Consider the following 18102-nt stretch of genomic DNA (forward strand, 5'->3'; position numbering starts at 1 on the left):
CATTGAACATGCGTATCTCCAGCATGCAGTACTTCAACATGAACGTGGCGACGATGAGCGATCAGCAAGCCCAGTTGTCGCAACTGTACGCACAGATCTCGAGCGGCGTGAGCCTCTCCACGCCGTCGGACAATCCGCTCGGCGCGGCGCAGGCGGTGCTGTTGAGTTCGACGGCACAGAGCCTGTCGCAGTACACGACCAACCAGGGCACCGCGCTCGCTTCACTGCAACAGGAAGATTCGACGCTCGGCAGCGTCAACACGGTGCTGCAGACCATTCACACGCTGGTGCTGCGGGCCGGCGACGGTTCGCTGAACAACGGCGACCGCGGCTCGATCGCGACGCAATTGCAGAGCTTGCGCGGCCAGTTGGTCACGCTCGCCAATTCCACCGATCCGCAGGGCAACGCCTTATTCGGCGGTTATCAAGGCACCACGCAGCCATACACCACCAACTCGGCCGGTGCTGTGACCTATTCAGGCGACAGCGGCACGCCTTCCATGCAGGTTACTGCCGGGCACACCGTTCAGACCGGTGACAACGGTATCGCGATCTTCGGCAGCGTTGCGGCAATCGGCACGAGCTCGGTCCCGGCCGCGACGACCGGCAACACGGGCACGGGCGTGATCAGCACCGTCAGCCTGACGAACCCGACGAATCCGGCCAATGCGGATACGTATCAGATCAACTTTACGTCGGCGACCACCTATACGGTGACCCAGACCCCACCGACCGGGGCGCCGACCACGAGTGCGTCGCAACCGTTTACGGCTGGTAACGCGATCACGCTCGGCGGCCAGACGGTGAACATCACCGGCGCGCCGAACGCGGGCGACAGCTTCACGGTGACGCCGGCCACGCAAGGCAGCACGGATGTGTTCGCCAATCTGAGCCAGTTGATCACCACGTTGCAAACGCCGGTGTCCGGCGGCGCCTCCACGGCCAGTTTCCAGAGCGCGCTGACTACCAGCATGACCCAGCTCGAAAACACGATGAACAACGTCGTGACCGCGCAGGCGGCGGTGGGTGGCCGCGAGCAGCAAGTGCAGGCGTTGCAGACGGTCACGCAGACCAACACGTTGCAGACGGCGAGCAACCTGGCGGATCTGACCCAGACTGACATGGTCAAGACGATCGGCCAGTACACGATGGCGCAAAATGCGCTGCAGGCAGCGCAGCAGGCGTTTGTGAAAATTCAGAGCGTGTCGCTGTTCCAGTACCTGAACTGAGCGGGCGAGTAGTCTGAAACAGGGAAGGGCGGAAGCCGGTGCGAGCCGGTTCCGCCCTTCTTTGTTTTGGGTGGCCGATACGTAGCCGACGTGCGTCAGCAATGCAGGCGCGAAGTCCGTCGCGCCACCGAAAGGCCGCGCTACTTCAACCCGGCTGCTACGCGCCCCATCTGATCGATGCCGACGTCGAACAGGCGCATGAAGAATGGAATCATGTTCGGGATCATCAGTTGCAGGAGCAGCATGCCGATCAGCATCGTCAGCGGAAAGCCGATCTGGAATACGCCGATTTGCGGCGCGGCACGGTTCAGAATGCCGAGCGAGATGTTGGCGATCAGGAGCGCGACGACCACCGGCAGCGACAGCAGCAGCCCCGCCGAAAACACCGTGCTGCCGAAATTCGCCAGTGTGCGCCAGCCGGGCGCGCCGAGGATGTTCGCCGACACCGGCACCGACTGGAACGTGGTCAGTAGCGCGCTGATCATCTGCAGATGGCCGTCGATCACCAGAAACACCAGCATCGCGATCGTGGTCATGTAACTCGACAGCACCTGGCTCGAACTGCTCGCCTGCGCGTCGAAAAACGTCGCGAAGCCGAGGCCCATGCCCAGACCGACGAAGTCACCGGTGGCGCCGATCGCCTGAAACACGATCTGCATCGTCATGCCGAGCGCGATGCCGATCAGGAACTGGTTGACGATGATCCACACGCCTTCGGCGGAAAACACCGTGACTTGCGGCAGCGCGCCGAGCGTAGGCGCGACGATGATCGTGATGAAGGCCGCGAGGCCGATTTTCACCCGCATCGGCAGCGAGCGGTTGCCGAGCACCGGCGCGGTCGCCACCAGCGCGAGAATCCGCACGAACGGCCAAAGGAACGCCGTGAGCCAGGCGTTCAGTTGGGCGTAGGTGACGGAAAACATGACGGTGAGGGAGGGTGGAAGCCGGCGCCGCGCTCAGTTGACGAGCGACGGAATGTTGGCGAGCGTCTGGCGCAGATAGTCGAGCATGGTGGTCAGCATCCACGGACCGGCGATCACCATCGTGATGGCGATGGCGAGCAGCTTCGGAATGAACGACAGCGTGGTTTCGTTGATCTGCGTAGCGGCCTGGAACAGGCTCACCACCAGACCGACCACCAGCGCGACCAGTAGCAACGGCGCGGCAAGCAGCAGGCCGACATACATGGCCTGGTGCGCGAGCGTCATGACGGATTCTTGATTCATGGCGAGTCGACCGGATGCGTGAGGGGTTGAGTGACGCAGCTAGGTAGCGCGGCTAGGTGAGGCAGCTAAGTGAGGCAGCTAAGTGAGGCAGCTAAGCGACGCGGTTAGACAAAGCTCTGCGCGAGCGAGCCGAGCAGCAATTGCCAACCGTCGACCAGCACGAACAGCATCAGCTTGAACGGCAGCGAGATTGTGGCGGGCGACACCATCATCATCCCCATCGACATCAACACGCTCGCCACCACCATGTCGATGATCAGGAACGGGATGAAAATCGTGAAACCGATCTGAAATCCCGTCTTCAGTTCGCTCGTCACGAACGACGGCACCAGCAGCGACAACGGCACGTCTTCCGGGCCTTGCATCGGCGCGGCGTGCGAGATGCGGGCGAACAACGCGAGATCGCTTTCGCGGGTCTGGCGCAGCATGAAGGTCTTGAACGGCGCGAGGCCACGGTTGACGGCCGTCTCCATCGGCATCGAGCCTTCGGAGAACGGCTTGTAGCCGTCGTTATAGGCCTTGTCCAGCACCGGTGACATCACGAACAGCGTGAGGAACAGCGCGAGACCGACCAGCACCTGGTTAGGCGGCGTGGTGGTCGTGCCGAGCGCCTGGCGCAGCAACGACAACACGATGATGATGCGCGTGAAGCTCGTCATCATCAGCACCATCGCGGGCAGGAACGACAGCATCGTGAGCAGCAGCATCGTCTGCACGCTCAGCGAATAGGTCGTGCCGCCGTTCGGGCCCGGGCTCGTATTGAAAGCCGGCAAGCCGGCGGTTTGCGCGAAGGACAGCGTCGGCAGCGCGAGCATCAGCGCCGGCACTACGACTGGCGCGACACGACGCAGAACGGGAATGACTTTCGAGACGGCAGACGACCTGCGAGTGGCGTGCGCGCGACGCACTGATTGCGCTGATTGAAGACTGAACTGCATTACCGATCCCCGCTGCCTTGCCCATTGAAACGTTTGCCCACTTCGCCTTTCAGAGCGTCGCGAAAGCGTTGGCCGAAGGTGCCGGGCAACGCTGCGCCGGTACCGGATGCGCCTGGTGTGGCGGGTTGCGTGCCTGTGGCCGGGTCGACGAGGGCCGAACCGGCGGGCATCGTGTGCAGCAGACGCACATTGCCTGGCGCCGTGCCCAGCACGAGCCACGTATCGCCGATCTCGACCACCGCGACCCGCTCCTTACCGCCGAGCGAGGCGCCGCCGATTGTCTTGACGAGGCCGCCGCGATTGGCGGGCTGCAAGCCGAAGCGGCGTGCGAGCCATGCACAGGCGAATACCAGACCGATCACGACCAGCAGGCCGACGATCGTTTGCAACACCGCGCCGACGCCAAGCGCCGGAACAGCGGTGCCCGCACCGACACCCGATGCAATTTTCGCGGCGTTGTTGACCGCGTTCATGTCGGCTGCGTGTGCGGCCGACGATGCGAACGTCGCCGCGGAGGTCAGTGCGACCATCAGCACCGACGTCACCGCTGTCGTTGCCACAGTCGCCGGGAGGCCAGCGCGATGGAAGGCATTGCGCGACGCAGATGACGCGTGTGACTTAAGCGAACCCTGCGACATACGCAACGCGGCGCGACCGGCAACACCTTTCATCGATTCAACTTCCGGATGCGTTCGGACGGCGTGATGATGTCGGTCAGACGGATACCGAACTTGTCGTTCACGACCACCACTTCGCCCTGGGCGATCAGGCAGCCGTTGACCAGCACGTCCATCGGTTCACCGGCCATGCCGTCCAGTTCCACGACCGAACCTTGCGCGAGCTGCAGCAGGTTGCGGATCGCGATCTTGGTGCGGCCGAGTTCGACGGTCATCTGGACCGGAATGTCCAGGATCATGTCGATGTCATTGCGCGTCGAGGTCGGTTCGACCTTCGAGAGCGGCTGGAACACACCTGCCGTGGTTGCGCTGACTTCCGTGTTGTCGTTCTGCTCGGCCAGAGCGCTGGCCCAGTCGGCCATCGCCGCGTCGTCTTCGGCGCTGGCTGCGTCGGCGGCCATTTGCGGCGCGCCAGCGGCCAGTTCGGCCTCAGTCTTTGCGTTCAGGTCACTCATATCCACCTTCCTTCATCGTGTCGGCTGCGCTGATCATTTTCTGGACCCGCAACGCGTACTGACCATTAAAAATTCCGTAGCCGCATTCCATCACCGGCACGCCGTCGACTTTCGCCGTGATGTGCTCGGGGATGTTGATCGGCAGAACATCGCCACGGCGCATGTTCAGGATCTGTTCGAACGTGACCGGCACCTGGGCGAGATCGGCGGTCAGCTCCACTTCCGCTGCCTGCACCTGTTGCGACAGCACGCGGACCCAGCGGCGGTCGACTTCGAGCGCCTCGCCCTGGATCGGCGACGAGAGAATGTCGCGGATCGGTTCGATCATCGAATACGGCATGCAGATGTGCAGCGTGCCGCCCGTCGTGCCGAACTCGATTGAGAACTGCGTGACGATGACGATTTCGTTCGGCGTCGCCACGTTGGCGAACTGCGTGTGCATTTCCGAGCGCACGAATTCGAACTGCAGCGGGCGCACGCTTTTCCACGATGCCGCGTAGTGTTCGAACGTGAGATTGAGCAGCTTCATGATGATGCGCTGCTCGGTTGCCGTGAAATCGCGGCCTTCGACGCGGGTATGGAAACGCCCGTCGCCGCCGAACAGGTTATCGACCACGAAGAACACCAGATTCGGGTCGAACACGAACAGCGACGTGCCGCGCAAGGGCTTCACATGGACCAGGTTCAGGTTGGTCGGGATCGGCAGGTTGCGGGTGAACTCGCTGTACTTCACCACTTTCACCGGACCGACGGAGATTTCCGCCGAGCGCCGCATGAAGTTGAAGATACCTACGCGCAACAGACGCGCGAAACGGTCGTTGATGATTTCGAGGCCGGGCATCCGGCCGCGGACGATGCGTTCCTGCGTCGCGATGTTGTACGGGCGTACGCCAGCGCGGTCGGTCTGTTCGGCTTCCGAGTCGGACTCGCCGGTGACGCCCTTGAGGAGGGCATCGACCTCCTCCTGGGACATGAACTCTTCGTGGCCCATTTCTTATTCCTCGTGCGTGCCGAAGCGGTTAATGATGGCGGCGCTGAATAACGTCACTGCACGACGAATTCGGTGAACAGCACGTCCTGGACGTGGATCGGCGGCGCGCCTTTGTCGGTCGGCTGTTCGATCAGTGTCTGGAGTTCGGTGGCCAGCGCGCGTTTGCCTTCGAGCGGCGCGAGATCTTCCGGGTGTTTGTTCGACAGGGCGAGGAGGATGCGGCTGCGCACTTCCGGCATATGGTCGGAGAGTTCCTGCTGGGTTTTCGGGTCGTTGAGCTTGAGGGTCAGGCCGATACGCAGGAAGTGTTGCTGACCGTCGTCCGATTGCAGGTTGACCGTCATCGATTCGAGCGGGAAGAACAATGGCACGGCCAGTGGCGCCGGCGCGCTGGCCGTTGCCATTGAGGCGGGGGCCGGGCTGCGCTGGGACATGTAAAACCACACACCCGCGCCGGCAGCGCCTGCGGCGAGGATCGCGATGACGACGATCAGGATGATGCGCTTCAAGGGGCCCGGCGAGGCGGGCGCGGCTTGCTGGTTTGCGGTCGTGGTTGCCATGAGGTTTGCTTTGCTTGCCTTTAGTGCTGGTGAGGGTGATTGTTGTTGATTTGCCTGCGGCGCGATGGGTCGAAAAGAAGGGTTATTGAGGGCTATCTCTGGTTTTTGCCCGTTCGGGCGGGGGATTGCCTGACGGCGCGCGGTTTGGGTTTTTTGCCTGCGCGGCGCTTATTGTCTGTTTGCCTGTGGCGTTGGTTTTTCCTTGATCTGGCTTCTTTGGCCTTTCCTTGAATTCTTATTGGTCTATTAGTGTTGCCCCTGTGCCTGTTTGCCTATGGCGTTGGCCTTTCCTTGCTTTCTTATTGGTTTATTAGCGTTGCCCCTGTGCCTGTTTGCCTGTGGCGTTGGCCTTTCCTTGATTTCTTAGTGGTCTATTAGCGTTGCTGTGCGGGGCGGCACTTGCTTTCTTTGCCGCCGCAAAGAAAGATAAGCAAAGAAAGCGGCTCGAAGCCCCTGCCAAGCGGGTCCCCCGCACAGTCGCGGTAGTGGTGCATCTGGAATCCGTGCCCTCGCACATTCGGCCCTGGTGACAAAGCAGTCATACTTCCGGCGGCGCTGCGCGCGCCGAAGGGTATTTCACCAAACCTTTCGCTTGGGTTCGCGCCCCCTCAACTGCTCGGCACAGCAGGTCGCAGCCATCGTCGCGAACGCGCTACGAGGCACCGACACACAAACGCTTCGTGCGAAGCCCAGCTCATATCACCGCGCATCTGTGCATCTCACAGCCAAATAATTGGGCGCTGCGCCGAAGCATGGCCCTCGCTGCAAACGTAGTGGCTGGTCTCCCATGGAGACTCGTCCGCGCCGAGGCGAAGCCGATGGCCCACTGCCCCAAAACGAAGTTCCTGGTTTCCCACGCAGCCCCGTCCGGCCGAGGCGAAGCCGATGGCCCCCACCGCGCACGAACGAAGCCCCCGGTTTCCTTGGCAGACCCATCCGCGACGCACGCAGTGCGGAGTGGGAGCTGATGACACCTTTGTCACTAACGCGGAATGTGCGAGGGCACGGATTCCAGATGCACCACTGCCCCCTCCAAGCCAGGGGACCCACTTAAGAATTTGCGGTTGGAGCCGCTTTCTTTGCTTATCTTTCTTTGCGGCGGCAAAGAAAGTAAGTGCCTGCCCCGCACAGGGGCGAACGCAAATAGACCACTAAGAAAACAAGGAAAGGCCAACACCGCAGGCGTACAGACAATCAAGCGCCAGACAGGCAAAAAAACCAAGCAAAGCCCAAAACCGCATGCAACCAAACAACAAGCGCCGCGCAGGCAAAAAAACCCCATTAAGCAAACGTATCAACCAACCCCACACTGCGCCGCACGGCAACATTAGCGACAACAGGGGCAGAATCAGAATCACCCCCAGTGCCACCGGCAAAACTCCCAGCAGCCCTGCTGCCCTGCCCAGACCCCGCACTCTGCTGCTGCCCGCCCTGCCGGGCAAACCCATCGCTCACACTAGCGCTCCCCAACCCAATTCCATTGGACTCCATCGCCTCGCGAAGCTTCGGCAACGCTGCCTCGACAGCCTCCCGCACCTGCTGGTGCTGCGAAACAAACAACGCATGTGCATGGTTATCGGCAACCTGCAGCACAACCTGTAGCGGTCCCAAATCCTTCGGATTCAAAGTCAGCTCGGCGCTCTGCGAATGCGCATTCGACAAAAACACCACCTTCTGACTCAATGCCTCGTCCCAATCCGTCGTGCCCACCGGCGGCGACAACGCATTCGCCGCTTCCGCAGCACCAGCGTTACCCGTCGTTTGCACAGCCGCCGTCGTACTCGCGGCACCCGCTGCGGCCTGGCTGGCTGCCAGCGCCGCCGTCGCGGCATCGGCCGCGCTCCTGAAGGACGCCAGATCGTCAGCCTGCGCACCACCAGCAGCCGTCGCGGTCAACGCGTTAGCCGCAGCCTGCGACGCCGCCGATGGATCCGTCATCGTCGTGGCCGCCGCCGTCAACGCGGTCTTGCCCGCGCCCGATCCCTTGCCGTCGCCGAACAAGCCGGCCGCAAGCGTCTTGCCGTCCGCCGTTCCATTGAGTCCGTTGCTCGCGCCAGTACCCAGACTGCCCGCCGGCGTCGCAGCATTCGCCGCCGCGCTCACGAGGGCCTGCGCCGGAACCACGCCCTGGCCGCTCGCCAGCGCGGCCAGCGCCGCCTGCAAGGCGTCCTGCACCGACCTCGGATCGGTCGCGCCCGTCTTCTTGCCCGGGGTGCTACCCGTCGTGGCGTCCGTGCCCGTGCCGGGCAGCGTGGTCGCGGCATCGGTCAGCGCCGTGGCGGGATCTGCTGTCGCCGGGTCGGTGGCGCTGTTCGCGTTGGCCTGAGCGAGAGCCTGTGCTTGAGCCTGCGCCTGCGCAGCGGCCGCTGCTGCTGCCGTGCCCGCACTGGTCTGCGTGCTCGTGTTGCCGGACTTCGGGGGCGTCGCGTTGGTGTTGCCGTTCGAGGCCTGCTGCGTATTGGATGTATTGGACGACGAAGCGGACGACGAGCCGGATGAAGAGGCGCTCGTCGAGTTGCTGCTCGCGGCACTCGAGTTGTTCGTCGAAGGATCGGGCGCCGGCGGTGCGTCGTGCACGCTCGACGACGATGCCGATGACGATGAAGCAGACGAAGAGGAGGGCGACGAAGACGAAGAGGACGACGGAGCCGGTGGCTTGCTCGCACTCTGCGCGGCCGCGTTGTTTTGCTGATCGATGCTCTGCTGCAAGGTTTGCGAGAACGGCATAGCGTTCGCCGCCGCGGCCATGGCCGCGTTGGTGGAGGTACTGCTGGCAGAGCCGAGCAGTGAGCCGATCTGTGAAAGAAGCGACATAGGGAATCCTGTCAATCCGTCAAACGGGGTGTTCGGTCAACCGAGGCGGGGCTCGGGCGGGTCAGATGCCCTCGGCGCGCATCCTCAGAATGCGGGCGGCGTGTTCGTCGGAATCGCGCTGGTCGCGCCGCGCCATGGTTTTCGCCTCGGCCGCTTCGCCACGCGCCTGCAGCACTTCATATGAACCGAGCTTCTGCTTCTGACGTTGCCAGTCGGGCTTGGCAGCCTCGACGCGGGCATTGGCGGTCACCAGCAGGTTGCGCTGCTGTTCGATGGCGGCATCGAGCGTGTCGATGAATGCCTGGAAATTGCGCATGTTGCCGGCGGGCATGCCCGTCTGGGCGGTCGCGGTGAAGCGTGCGTGATATTCGTCGCGGTACTGGATTAGCGCGTCGAGCTGCGACTGCACGTCGTTGCGCTCGCGCTGTGCGCGGCCCAGACGTTGTGCGGCGGCGTCGACGTCGTCCTGGGCCAGGCCGATGAGGGTCTTGATCGGGAAGTGATTCGCCATCGTCAGCCTCCTTGGGCAAACAGAGCGTCCAGCATGTCGAGACTCGGTTCAAAGTTCGCGCACTCGCGAAAACCTTGCTGCAAAAACGCTTCCATTCGCGGATACAGCGCAATCGCACGGTCGAGCAACGCGTCGCGCCCGCTCGAATAGGCGCCGACGTTGATCAGATCGCGGTTGCGCTGATAGCGCGACAGCATCTGCTTGAACATACGCGTCTTCTCGAGATGGTTATCGTCGATCAGCGCGGTCATTGCCCGGCTAATCGAGGCTTCAATGTCGATCGCCGGATAGTGGCCGGCCTCGGCGAGCGAGCGCGACAGCACGATATGGCCGTCGAGAATCGCTCGTGCGGAGTCGGCGATCGGGTCCTGCTGGTCATCGCCTTCGGTCAGCACGGTGTAGAACGCGGTGATCGAACCGCCACCCGCCGGGCCGTTGCCGGTCCGCTCGACGAGTGCCGGCAGTTTGGCGAACACCGAAGGCGGATAGCCCTTGGTGGCGGGCGGTTCGCCCACTGCGAGCGCGATTTCGCGCTGCGCCATCGCGTAACGGGTCAGCGAATCCATCAGCAGCAGCACGTGCTTGCCCTGATCGCGGAAATATTCGGCGAGCGAGGTCGAGTACGACGCGGCCTGCATCCGCAAGAGCGGCGAGACGTCGGCCGGCGCGGCGATGACGACGGAGCGGGCGAGGCCTTCCTCGCCGAGAATCTGTTCGATGAATTCCTTCACTTCGCGGCCGCGTTCGCCGATCAGGCCGATCACGATCACCTCGGCGCTGGTGTAACGCGCCATCGTACCGAGCAGCACCGATTTACCGACGCCCGAACCGGCGAACAGGCCCATGCGCTGGCCACGGCCCACGGTCAGGAGTGCGTTGATCGCACGCACGCCGACGTCGAGCACCTTGTGAATCGGCTCGCGGTTCAGCGGGTTGATGACCGGTGAGGACAGCGGCGCATCGGCATGCGCACCGAGCGGGCCAAGGCCGTCGAGCGGACGGCCGGACGCGTCCAGCACGCGGCCGAGCAATTCCCAGCCGACCGGCAGGCGTTTCGCACCCGCCATGGGATCGGCGATGGGCGCGCTTTCAAGCGGATAGACGCGTGCGCCGGGCAGGAGGCCGATCACTTCGGTTGTCGGCATCAGAAACAGTTTGTCGCCGGAGAAGCCGACCACTTCGGCTTCGGCCATCGCCAGAGAACTACCGAAGGGCAGTTCGATCATCACTTCCGCACCCACCGAAAGGCGCAGGCCGACTGCTTCCAGCACCAGACCGGCGGCGCGGGTCAAACGTCCGCAGGCACGCATCGGCTTGGCGATCGCATTGCGCGCGCGCAATGCGTCGAGCCGGCCACGCCAGGCTTGCATGTGCGGGTTGCTATCGAGTGCGGGATCGTAAGGAGCGGGGGTGGGGGGTGAAGCGGGGCTCGAAGGGGCATTTGACGCGGCGGATTCGCGGCTCGCCGCCGCGCGCGTCGCTGGACGAGCATGAGCCGGGTGCCCGGCGCCCGGATGGCCGGCCCCCGGAAGCCCGTCGCCCGGATCGCGCAGCGCAGATTCGATGGCTGCAATTGCTTCCGCAGCGGACGGGGGGGCAGCCGGCACATCCACCAGCGCTTCGGCGCCGAACGACGCCAGCGCCAGCTCGCGTTCAAGCGGCGTCAGATCGCTGGCGCGGATATCTTCCAGCGTCGGCTTCACCATGTGCTCACCTTGCCGAGTGCGGCAGCGACGCGCTCCCAGCGCGTGTCGATGCCGGCGTCGACCTCACCGGTGCCGGCTTGCGCGCGGCAGCCGCCGCGTTCGACGGCCGGATCGGTACGCACGGTCCAGCCGCGCGTTTGCAGTTCTTCCATCAGATAGGCTTCGACGACCGGCAGGTCGGCGGGGCTAACGATCAGCGCCGGCGCACCGACCAGCGCCGGTTCAGTGGCGAGCACCTCACGGGCGGCGGCAATCAGCGCGGTCGGATCGTGCTGCACATGCTGACGCACCACCTGTTGCGCGATGTCCAGCGCCAGCGCGACCAGCGTCTCGGAGATCGCGCCTTGCGCGCCGTCGAGTGCCGCCTTGAAGGTCTCGGCCAGCGCCGCAAGACGCGCCGCTTCTTCGCGCGCTTCGCTCTGGCCCTGCTCGAAACCCTGTGCATGACCCTGCTCGTAACCCGCCTGATAACCGAGCGCCTGCCCGGCCACATGACCCGTCGCGACGCCGTGTGCATGCGCGGCGTCGCGCAGACGTTCGAGTTCGGCTTCGAACGCGCCGTCGTCGACTTCGGGTTCGGGCGGCGCGGGCGGCACCGGATCGAACGAGGCCATCTCCCAGCGCTGGTAGGCCGAGAGGCTTTCCTTCGCCGAGGAGTTCTGATCAGACATAAGCATCTTCCGCCTTGCCGCCTAGCGCGATCTGGCCGCTTTCCGCCAGATTGCGCACGATCTGCAGGATGCGGCGCTGCTGCGTCTCGACTTCGGAGACGCGCACCGGGCCGCGCGCATCGAGATCTTCGGCGAGCAGTTCGGCAGCACGCTGCGACATGTTCGACAGGAACTTCTGGCGCAGCGCGGGCGGCGCGCCCTTCAGCGAGATGATCAACGCCTCGGACTCGACTTCCTTCAGCAACAGCTGGATCGCGCGGTCTTCCAGATCGAGAAGGTTCTCGAACACAAACATCTGATCAATGATCTTCTGCGCAAGTTCCGCGTCGTATTGGCGAACGTTCTCGATGACGCCTTCTTCATGGTTGCTCGACATGAAGTTGAGAATTTCGGCCGCCGTGCGGATGCCGCCCATCGGGCTGCGCTTGAGGTTGTCGCTGCCGGACAGCAGGCCCGTCAGCACGTCGTCGAGTTCGCGCAGCGCGGCCGGCTGGATACCGTCGAGCGTCGCGATCCGCAGCAGCACGTCGTTGCGCAGACGTTCGGTGAAGCAGGCGACGATTTCCGAAGCCTGATCGCGGTCCAGGTGAACGAGGATGGTCGCGATGATCTGCGGGTGCTCGTTCTTGATGAGCTCGGCCACCGCCGCGGAGTCCATCCACTTGAGGCCTTCGATACCGCTGGTATCGCTGCCCTGCAGAATCCGGTCGATGATCGCACCGGCCTTGTCGTCGCCGAGCGCCTTGGTCAGCACCGAACGGATGTAGTCGCTCGAATCGAGCGACATGCCGGTGTGCGTTTCCGCTTCGCGGACGAACTCCTGCAAGACCTCATCAACCTGCTCACGCGTCACGCTTTTCAGCGCGGCCATGGCGACGCCGATCTTCTGAACCTCACGCGGCCCAAGGAACTTGAACACCTGCGCGGCTTCTTCCTCGCCGATCGACATCAGCAGGAGCGCGCTCTTCATTACGCCTTCAGCGCTCATCGGTCACCCAATTTTTCACGACGGTTGCGACGATCTTCGGATCCTGACGCGCGATGTTGCGCGCGAACTCCAGGTTCCGCTCGTATTTGTGTTTGGCGCTTTCGAGCGCGAGCATTTCGCTGTCCGTTTCCAACTGGACGACTGCGCCCTCGCGCTCGGCGGCCGGGATGCCGTCGAGCAGGATCGGTTCGTCGTCCGGCGACGGCAGCGCGGCGGCAGCGACGGTCTCGGGCGGCGGGAAGGCGCGGCGCAGCGCCGGCTTCACCATCACGAAGTAGAGGAACAGGGCGACTGCGCCGATGCCGAGGTAGGTCGCGATCTGCTTGGCGAGCGCGATCATGTCCGGCGTGCGCCACCACGGCAGGTTGGCATCCGGGTCGACGTCGACCGTGAAGGGGCTGTTGACCACGTTGACCGAGTCGCCGCGCGCCTGATCGAAGCCCATCGCGTCCTTCACCAGTTGATTGACCTGCGCGAGTTTGTCGGCGGAGACCGGCTGCATCGTCGCGTGACCCTTGGCGTCGACTACCCGCAGATAGTTGACCACCACCGCCACCGACAGACGCTTGATGCCGCCCATCGGCTGCTCCAGATGCCGGACGGTCTTGTCGAGCTCGTAGTTGGTCGTCGAGTCCTTGCGGTCGCTGACCGGCGTCGTGGTGACGCCAGGCGTGCCGTTGCCCGCCGTGATCGGCGCGGAAGCCGGCTGCGGCGGCTGGTTCGACAGCGCGCCCGGCACGCCCGAGGCCGCGGCTTGCGACATTTCGGTGGCCGTGCTCGTTTGCTGACTGCGGATCGCCGACTGCTGCGGGTTGCCGTTCGGACCGTAGTTTTCCGAGGTCTGCTCGGTGTGCGAGAAGTCGATATCGGCGCTGACCTGCGAGTGCGCGTTGCCGGAGCCGAACAGCGGCGACAGGATCGCGTCGATGCGTTGCTGGGTGCTGCGCTCGATCTGCTGGCGGTACTTCAGTTGCGAGGCGTCCAGCCCGCTGCCGGTGGACGGCTGCGTCAGCAGATTGCCGTCCTGATCGAGGATGGTCACGCCCTTCACCGGCATATCCGGTACCGCGGACGACACCATATGGGTGATCGCCAGCACCTGGCCTTCGTCGAGTGCGCGGCCCGGGTAGAGGTTGACCAGCACGGAAGCAGACGGCGCTTCCTTGTCGCGCACGAACACGGACGGCTTCGGAATGGCCAGATGCACGCGTGCCGACTTCACCGACGAAATCGACTCGATCGTGCGCTCCAGTTCGCCTTCCAGCGCGCGCTGATAATTGATCTGCTCGGCAAACTGGCTGATGCCGAACTTCTGGTTGTCCATCAGTTCGAAGCCGACCGAGCCGCTCTTGGGCAGACCTTGCGAAGCCAGACGCAGACGCATTTCATGCACCTGCTCGGCCGGCACGAGGATCGCGCCACCGGCGTCGGAGAACTTGTAGGGGATGTTGGCCGCCTGCAGTGCAGTGATGATGGCGCCGCCGTCGCGGTCCGACAGGTTGCTGTAGAGGACCTTGTAGTCCGGCGCGCGCGACCACAGGAACAGACCCGCGACGATGGCGACCAGCAGCGCGACCGCGAAAATCAGCGGGGCGCGCGGGTTGCCGCGCATTTGCGCGAGACCCGACAGACGCTGGCCGAAGTTGCCGCCCAGGTTGCTCCCCAGGCCGCCCAGGTCCGCTGCGCCGCCGGCCTGGCCGGCGCCGGCAGCACCGGCGCCCGGCTGCGCGCCGGCGAGGCCCATGCGGGCGTCGGGGTTGATCAAAGAGTTGGCTGACGAATCCATGCGTCGGGTATCTCCGGGATGCCTTTGCGTTCTGCCGCTTGAGCGCACCGAGGGTCGGCGGGCGTACGGACAGAGACTTTCACCATTGAAATTATCCGCAGCGCGGCTCAACCCGATTGCTTGAATAGAGCGGGGTTTCCCCCCTAGTTTCGGGGCTTTCCCGGATAACCCACTGCTATGCTTTCGTCCAGATCGGTACGGTTTCTGGCACGCCGGTCGTCATTCCCTGGAGAGAACATGACTTTGCCCGTGAACGCGCTCTCGTCGGCGCTGCAACAGATGCAGTCGATGGCGGCGCAAGCGGCCGGCAGCAACAGCCCCGTCGCCGATCAGTCAGGCGCGGCGACAGCCGGCGGTTTCGCCTCGGCGCTGAAGGCGTCGCTCGACAAGATCAGCGGTGATCAGACCAAGGCGATCGGCGAATCGCAGGCGTTCGAAGTCGGCGCGTCCAACGTCTCGCTGAACGACGTGATGGTCGATATGCAGAAGGCCAACGTCGGCTTCCAGTTCGGGCTGCAGGTGCGCAACAAACTGGTGTCGGCCTATAACGACATCATGCAGATGTCGGTGTAAGTGCGACTCGGGCGGCAGGGCTGTTCCGCCCGCCCGAACGCCTTCGCCCGGATGCAACCCTGTGCGGCTGCGCGGCAGGACAGTCCGCCCGGCGCGTCTTTAGGCGCGTTGTGGCAGGCGGCCTTGCCGCGCTCAGCGTGATATTGGCGCCATCGGCCCCTTAATCCTCCTTACATCGGCCTAAAGCTTTCCCGCTGCCTATCCGATAACCAGGTACAGGCAGAAGTCCGGGTGCGGCAACGTGCCCGGATCGGGGGCCACGACCAACTGCAGTGCAAGAGAGGAGGAGCGCCAATGTTTTCCCCAGGACACTCTGGAGCCAACGCGTATGCACGCGTCGGCGTCGAGACAGGGGTGATGGGCGCGAGTCCGCATCGTCTGATCGTGATGTTGTTTCAGGGCGCCAGGCAAGCGATAGCGCAAGCGCGCATGCATGTGCAGCAAGGCAATGTGCCGGCTCGTGGTGAGGCGATCGGCAAGGCGATTCAGATCGTCGAAAGCGGGCTGCAACTGTCGCTGAACCTTGAGGTGGGCGGCGAGATTGCAGAGCGGTTGGACGCGCTATATAGCTATATGTCGCGCCGGCTGCTCGAAGCCAACATAAAACAGAGCGAGGCGATGCTGGTCGAGGTCGATGGCCTGCTGGCGACACTCGAAGAGGCATGGATCGGGATCGCCCCGGAGATCGCGCGGATGGCTGCCCAGCCGGCCGCGGAAAGCATGAGATGACATCGAACGCAGAATATTTCGCCCGTTACGAGGCGATTGCAGCGATTTCCCGCCGCATGTTGACAGCTGCCCGGCGCGCCCTGTGGAACGATCTGGTCCACTTGCAGGAGGAATATCGGAAGCTGGTGGACGCGTTGAAAGACGCGGAAACCGGCGTCAGGCTGGACGATGCGGAACGCCTGCGCAAATACGCGCTGATCCGTCAGATTCTGGCCGACGACGCTGCGATCCGCGATCTGGCGAATCCGCGTATGGCCAATCTGTCGGCGCTGTTCGCCGGACGGCCGACTCGCGTGCTCAAGGAACTGTACGGGGCGCGCTGAATTGGCCCGCGGGCAACACGCTGCATGAGTCCGCCTGACTGTATTTGAGCGCGTCGCTGCCAATGTGACCAAGGAATCGGTATGAACGGAATCGACGCGGTCGTCACGTCGCTGCTTGCGAACCGGGTTGACAGTCTGCTCAATCTCGCGCCGGGTAGTGCGACCGCCTCGCAGACCGGTGCGGCGGGGGTCGATACCGAGCTTCTCAATACCACCCCTGTGGCGCCTCCCGGGGCACCGCCCGCTTCCGCGCAAACCGCGCTGTCCGCCGTCGCGCTGACGCTTAATGCGATTGTGAACTCAGGCGGCGAGGCGACCCCGGCGGTGCTCGGCCAGGCACCGATCTGGCCGGCCGCGCCGGCGCTCGACGTCGAGGCAGGTGGCTTGCCGCTCTTCGATACGGCGGCCACGCCCGCTGCATCCTCTGCGAATCCGAATACCGCCAGCACCATGGGTACCGCCGGTACTGCGACCACTCCCAATGTAGCGGCGGCCCAGGTGCCGGTCGCGGCGCTCGCGGCCGCGCTCCAACAGACAGTCGACGAAAGCGGCCTGTTCTACGAATCCCATCTCGCGCAATGGCTGGCAGGGCAGCGGTCGCCCGCCGCCCTGGCCGGCGAGGCGCAAAACAAGCTGGTGGCGGCCGCCGCGCAATTGCCGCTCGACTGGGCGAGCGACGCCGATCAGGCCTCTTCCTCTAATGCGACAGGCCGGCAAGGCACGGGCGCGGCGCCCAACGGCCAGGCCAACGGTGCGTCGGACGGCAATGCCGCAGCCCGCCCGATGCCGTCCATCCAGACCGCGCAGGCCGCACGTTTTATGGCCGGCGAGGTGCTGGCGAGCTCTCTTTCCGATCTGAACGGCCAGCCGGCGCACGCGAGCGTGCGCAGCGCCGCGGCGCAACTGGCCGACGACGGGGCGTCGCAAAGCTCGCAATCCATGGCGGCCGCGGTTCATCCCGCGACGGTTCCCCTGGTGCGTCAGCAACTCGATCTGCTCGCCACCGGGCAGCTTCGCTGGACCGGCGAAGCATGGCCGGGCGCCAAGCTTGACTGGACCATCGAGCAGGAAGGCGACGAGTGGGACCGCAGCGGCGGGGGCACGGCGAGCGAGGACGATCAGCCCTGGCGTACCCGACTGACGCTTTCGCTGCCGACGCTCGGCACGGTCGATGCGGACTTGACGCTGACCGGCACGCGGCTGGTCGCGCGCGTGCAGGCGAGCCCGGGTGGCGCGGCGCGATTGGCGGCGCAGGGTGAGAACTTTCGGCAGCGGCTCGCGGCAGCGGGCATCGAACTGAGTGGGTTGACGATTCGCGAGATCGGCGGTGGCGCACCGGTTACCGCAGCCGGTGCTGCAGGTGCCGCGGCGGCTGGGCAGGCGGCGGCGTCGGCGTATGCGCGCTCGGCTTCGGCTGCCTCGGTGGCTGATAAGGCGTCGGCGGGGCGCCGCACGACGCGCGTCGCTCGCCCGGGCGCCGCGCCGCTCGACGATTTCGATTGGGATATGTGATGAGCCGCAAGCATCGCCGCAGCGCGGCCGCGCTCGTCTACGACGCACAAGGCAGCGATCCCGCACCGCGCGTGATCGCCAAAGGCTACGGCATGCTGGCCGAGATGATCGTGCAGCGCGCCAAGGAAGCCGGCCTCTATGTGCATGAGGCGCCGGAAATGGTGTCGTTGCTGATGCAGGTGGACCTCGATACGCGGATTCCGCCGCAGCTTTATCAGGCGGTGGCGGAGTTGCTCGCGTGGCTGCATCGGCTGGAAAGCGGTGCGGAGGATGAGCCAGAAGGCGGTGTTGCCGACGCGCAGGACGTGACTGATGTGGTCGCGACGGACATTGCGGACGTTTCTGGTGGGGCGCCGGGGCGTTGAAGGCTTCTATTGTGTCGGCTGCTTATCATGCCGTCGCAGTATGCCGTG

General features: G+C 64.4%; 19 protein-coding genes. 6 read left to right on the forward strand and 13 right to left on the reverse strand.

The genetic code is table 11. The features are described 5' to 3' along the window. The first annotated feature begins 8 nt into the window (after positions 1-8). Positions 9-1229 carry a flagellar hook-associated protein FlgL gene (gene flgL / locus PQQ96_RS16760; protein ID WP_408293782.1) on the forward strand — a complete coding sequence of 407 codons (1221 nt, stop codon included), beginning with the start codon at positions 9-11 and terminating at the stop codon, positions 1227-1229. Between the two features lie 140 nt (positions 1230-1369). Here the strand turns inward: flgL and fliR are convergent, their stop codons facing one another. The 13 genes from fliR to fliF all read right to left on the reverse strand — a co-directional run bounded on the left by fliR (position 1370) and on the right by fliF (position 14552). Further along, a complete protein-coding gene (gene fliR / locus PQQ96_RS16765) occupies positions 1370-2152 on the reverse strand; it encodes a flagellar biosynthetic protein FliR (RefSeq protein ID WP_408293785.1) in 783 nt (260 codons plus the stop codon). Between the two features lie 33 nt (positions 2153-2185). Beyond that, the gene (gene fliQ, locus PQQ96_RS16770; protein WP_408293788.1) at positions 2186-2455 is read right to left on the reverse strand and encodes a flagellar biosynthesis protein FliQ; all 270 of its coding nucleotides are present in this window, start codon (positions 2453-2455) and stop codon (positions 2186-2188) included. Between the two features lie 104 nt (positions 2456-2559). Then, on the reverse strand, positions 2560-3393 hold the full coding sequence (gene fliP / locus PQQ96_RS16775) for a flagellar type III secretion system pore protein FliP (RefSeq protein WP_408293790.1): 834 nt from the start codon (positions 3391-3393) through the stop codon (positions 2560-2562). Next, positions 3393-3923, reverse strand: a complete 531-nt coding sequence (gene fliO / locus PQQ96_RS16780) for a flagellar biosynthetic protein FliO (RefSeq protein ID WP_408293906.1) — start codon at positions 3921-3923, stop codon at positions 3393-3395. The genes fliP and fliO overlap by 1 nt, the downstream gene beginning before the upstream one ends. A gap of 137 nt (positions 3924-4060) precedes the next feature. After that, entirely contained in the window at positions 4061-4525 is a 465-nt protein-coding gene (fliN, locus tag PQQ96_RS16785; RefSeq protein ID WP_408293793.1) for a flagellar motor switch protein FliN, read from the reverse strand. Then, positions 4518-5516 (reverse strand): flagellar motor switch protein FliM, encoded by a 999-nt coding sequence (gene fliM / locus PQQ96_RS16790; RefSeq protein ID WP_408293796.1) that lies wholly within the window; start codon positions 5514-5516, stop codon positions 4518-4520. The genes fliN and fliM overlap by 8 nt, the downstream gene beginning before the upstream one ends. Before the next feature lie 53 nt (positions 5517-5569). Beyond that, positions 5570-6076 carry a flagellar basal body-associated protein FliL gene (gene fliL / locus PQQ96_RS16795; protein WP_408293797.1) on the reverse strand — a complete coding sequence of 169 codons (507 nt, stop codon included), beginning with the start codon at positions 6074-6076 and terminating at the stop codon, positions 5570-5572. Positions 6077-7357: 1281 nt separating this feature from the next. After that, positions 7358-8890 carry a flagellar hook-length control protein FliK gene (locus PQQ96_RS16800; RefSeq protein ID WP_408293800.1) on the reverse strand — a complete coding sequence of 511 codons (1533 nt, stop codon included), beginning with the start codon at positions 8888-8890 and terminating at the stop codon, positions 7358-7360. A 61-nt stretch (positions 8891-8951) separates the two neighbouring features. Continuing rightward, entirely contained in the window at positions 8952-9401 is a 450-nt protein-coding gene (fliJ, locus tag PQQ96_RS16805; RefSeq protein ID WP_408293803.1) for a flagellar export protein FliJ, read from the reverse strand. Positions 9402-9403: 2 nt separating this feature from the next. Beyond that, positions 9404-11107, reverse strand: coding sequence for a flagellar protein export ATPase FliI (gene fliI, locus PQQ96_RS16810; protein ID WP_408293806.1), 1704 nt, complete (start codon positions 11105-11107; stop codon positions 9404-9406). Beyond that, on the reverse strand, positions 11101-11784 hold the full coding sequence (gene fliH / locus PQQ96_RS16815; protein ID WP_408293808.1) for a flagellar assembly protein FliH: 684 nt from the start codon (positions 11782-11784) through the stop codon (positions 11101-11103). The genes fliI and fliH overlap by 7 nt, the downstream gene beginning before the upstream one ends. Continuing rightward, positions 11771-12766, reverse strand: coding sequence for a flagellar motor switch protein FliG (gene fliG, locus PQQ96_RS16820; protein ID WP_408293811.1), 996 nt, complete (start codon positions 12764-12766; stop codon positions 11771-11773). Before fliG ends, fliH begins: the two co-directional genes overlap by 14 nt. After that, positions 12756-14552 (reverse strand): flagellar basal-body MS-ring/collar protein FliF, encoded by a 1797-nt coding sequence (gene fliF / locus PQQ96_RS16825; protein WP_408293814.1) that lies wholly within the window; start codon positions 14550-14552, stop codon positions 12756-12758. Before fliF ends, fliG begins: the two co-directional genes overlap by 11 nt. Positions 14553-14789: 237 nt before the next feature. Between fliF and fliE the strand changes: the two genes are divergently transcribed. The 5 genes from fliE (at position 14790) to PQQ96_RS16850 (ending at position 18054) form a co-directional block, all read left to right on the forward strand. Further along, positions 14790-15125, forward strand: coding sequence for a flagellar hook-basal body complex protein FliE (gene fliE / locus PQQ96_RS16830; protein WP_408293817.1), 336 nt, complete (start codon positions 14790-14792; stop codon positions 15123-15125). A 294-nt stretch (positions 15126-15419) separates the two neighbouring features. Further along, entirely contained in the window at positions 15420-15854 is a 435-nt protein-coding gene (fliS, locus tag PQQ96_RS16835) for a flagellar export chaperone FliS (RefSeq protein WP_408293820.1), read from the forward strand. Beyond that, positions 15851-16177, forward strand: a complete 327-nt coding sequence (locus PQQ96_RS16840; RefSeq protein WP_211612755.1) for a flagellar protein FliT — start codon at positions 15851-15853, stop codon at positions 16175-16177. The genes fliS and PQQ96_RS16840 overlap by 4 nt, the downstream gene beginning before the upstream one ends. 81 nt (positions 16178-16258) lie before the next feature. Continuing rightward, positions 16259-17689 (forward strand): flagellar hook-length control protein FliK, encoded by a 1431-nt coding sequence (gene fliK, locus PQQ96_RS16845; RefSeq protein WP_408293822.1) that lies wholly within the window; start codon positions 16259-16261, stop codon positions 17687-17689. Further along, complete coding sequence (locus PQQ96_RS16850) at positions 17689-18054, forward strand: EscU/YscU/HrcU family type III secretion system export apparatus switch protein (protein WP_408293825.1); 366 nt, start codon at positions 17689-17691, stop codon at positions 18052-18054. The genes fliK and PQQ96_RS16850 overlap by 1 nt, the downstream gene beginning before the upstream one ends. Positions 18055-18102: the final 48 nt, after the last annotated feature.

Source organism: Paraburkholderia sediminicola (genome assembly GCF_046027825.1).
In the GTDB taxonomy this organism is placed as follows: domain Bacteria; phylum Pseudomonadota; class Gammaproteobacteria; order Burkholderiales; family Burkholderiaceae; genus Paraburkholderia; species Paraburkholderia sediminicola_D.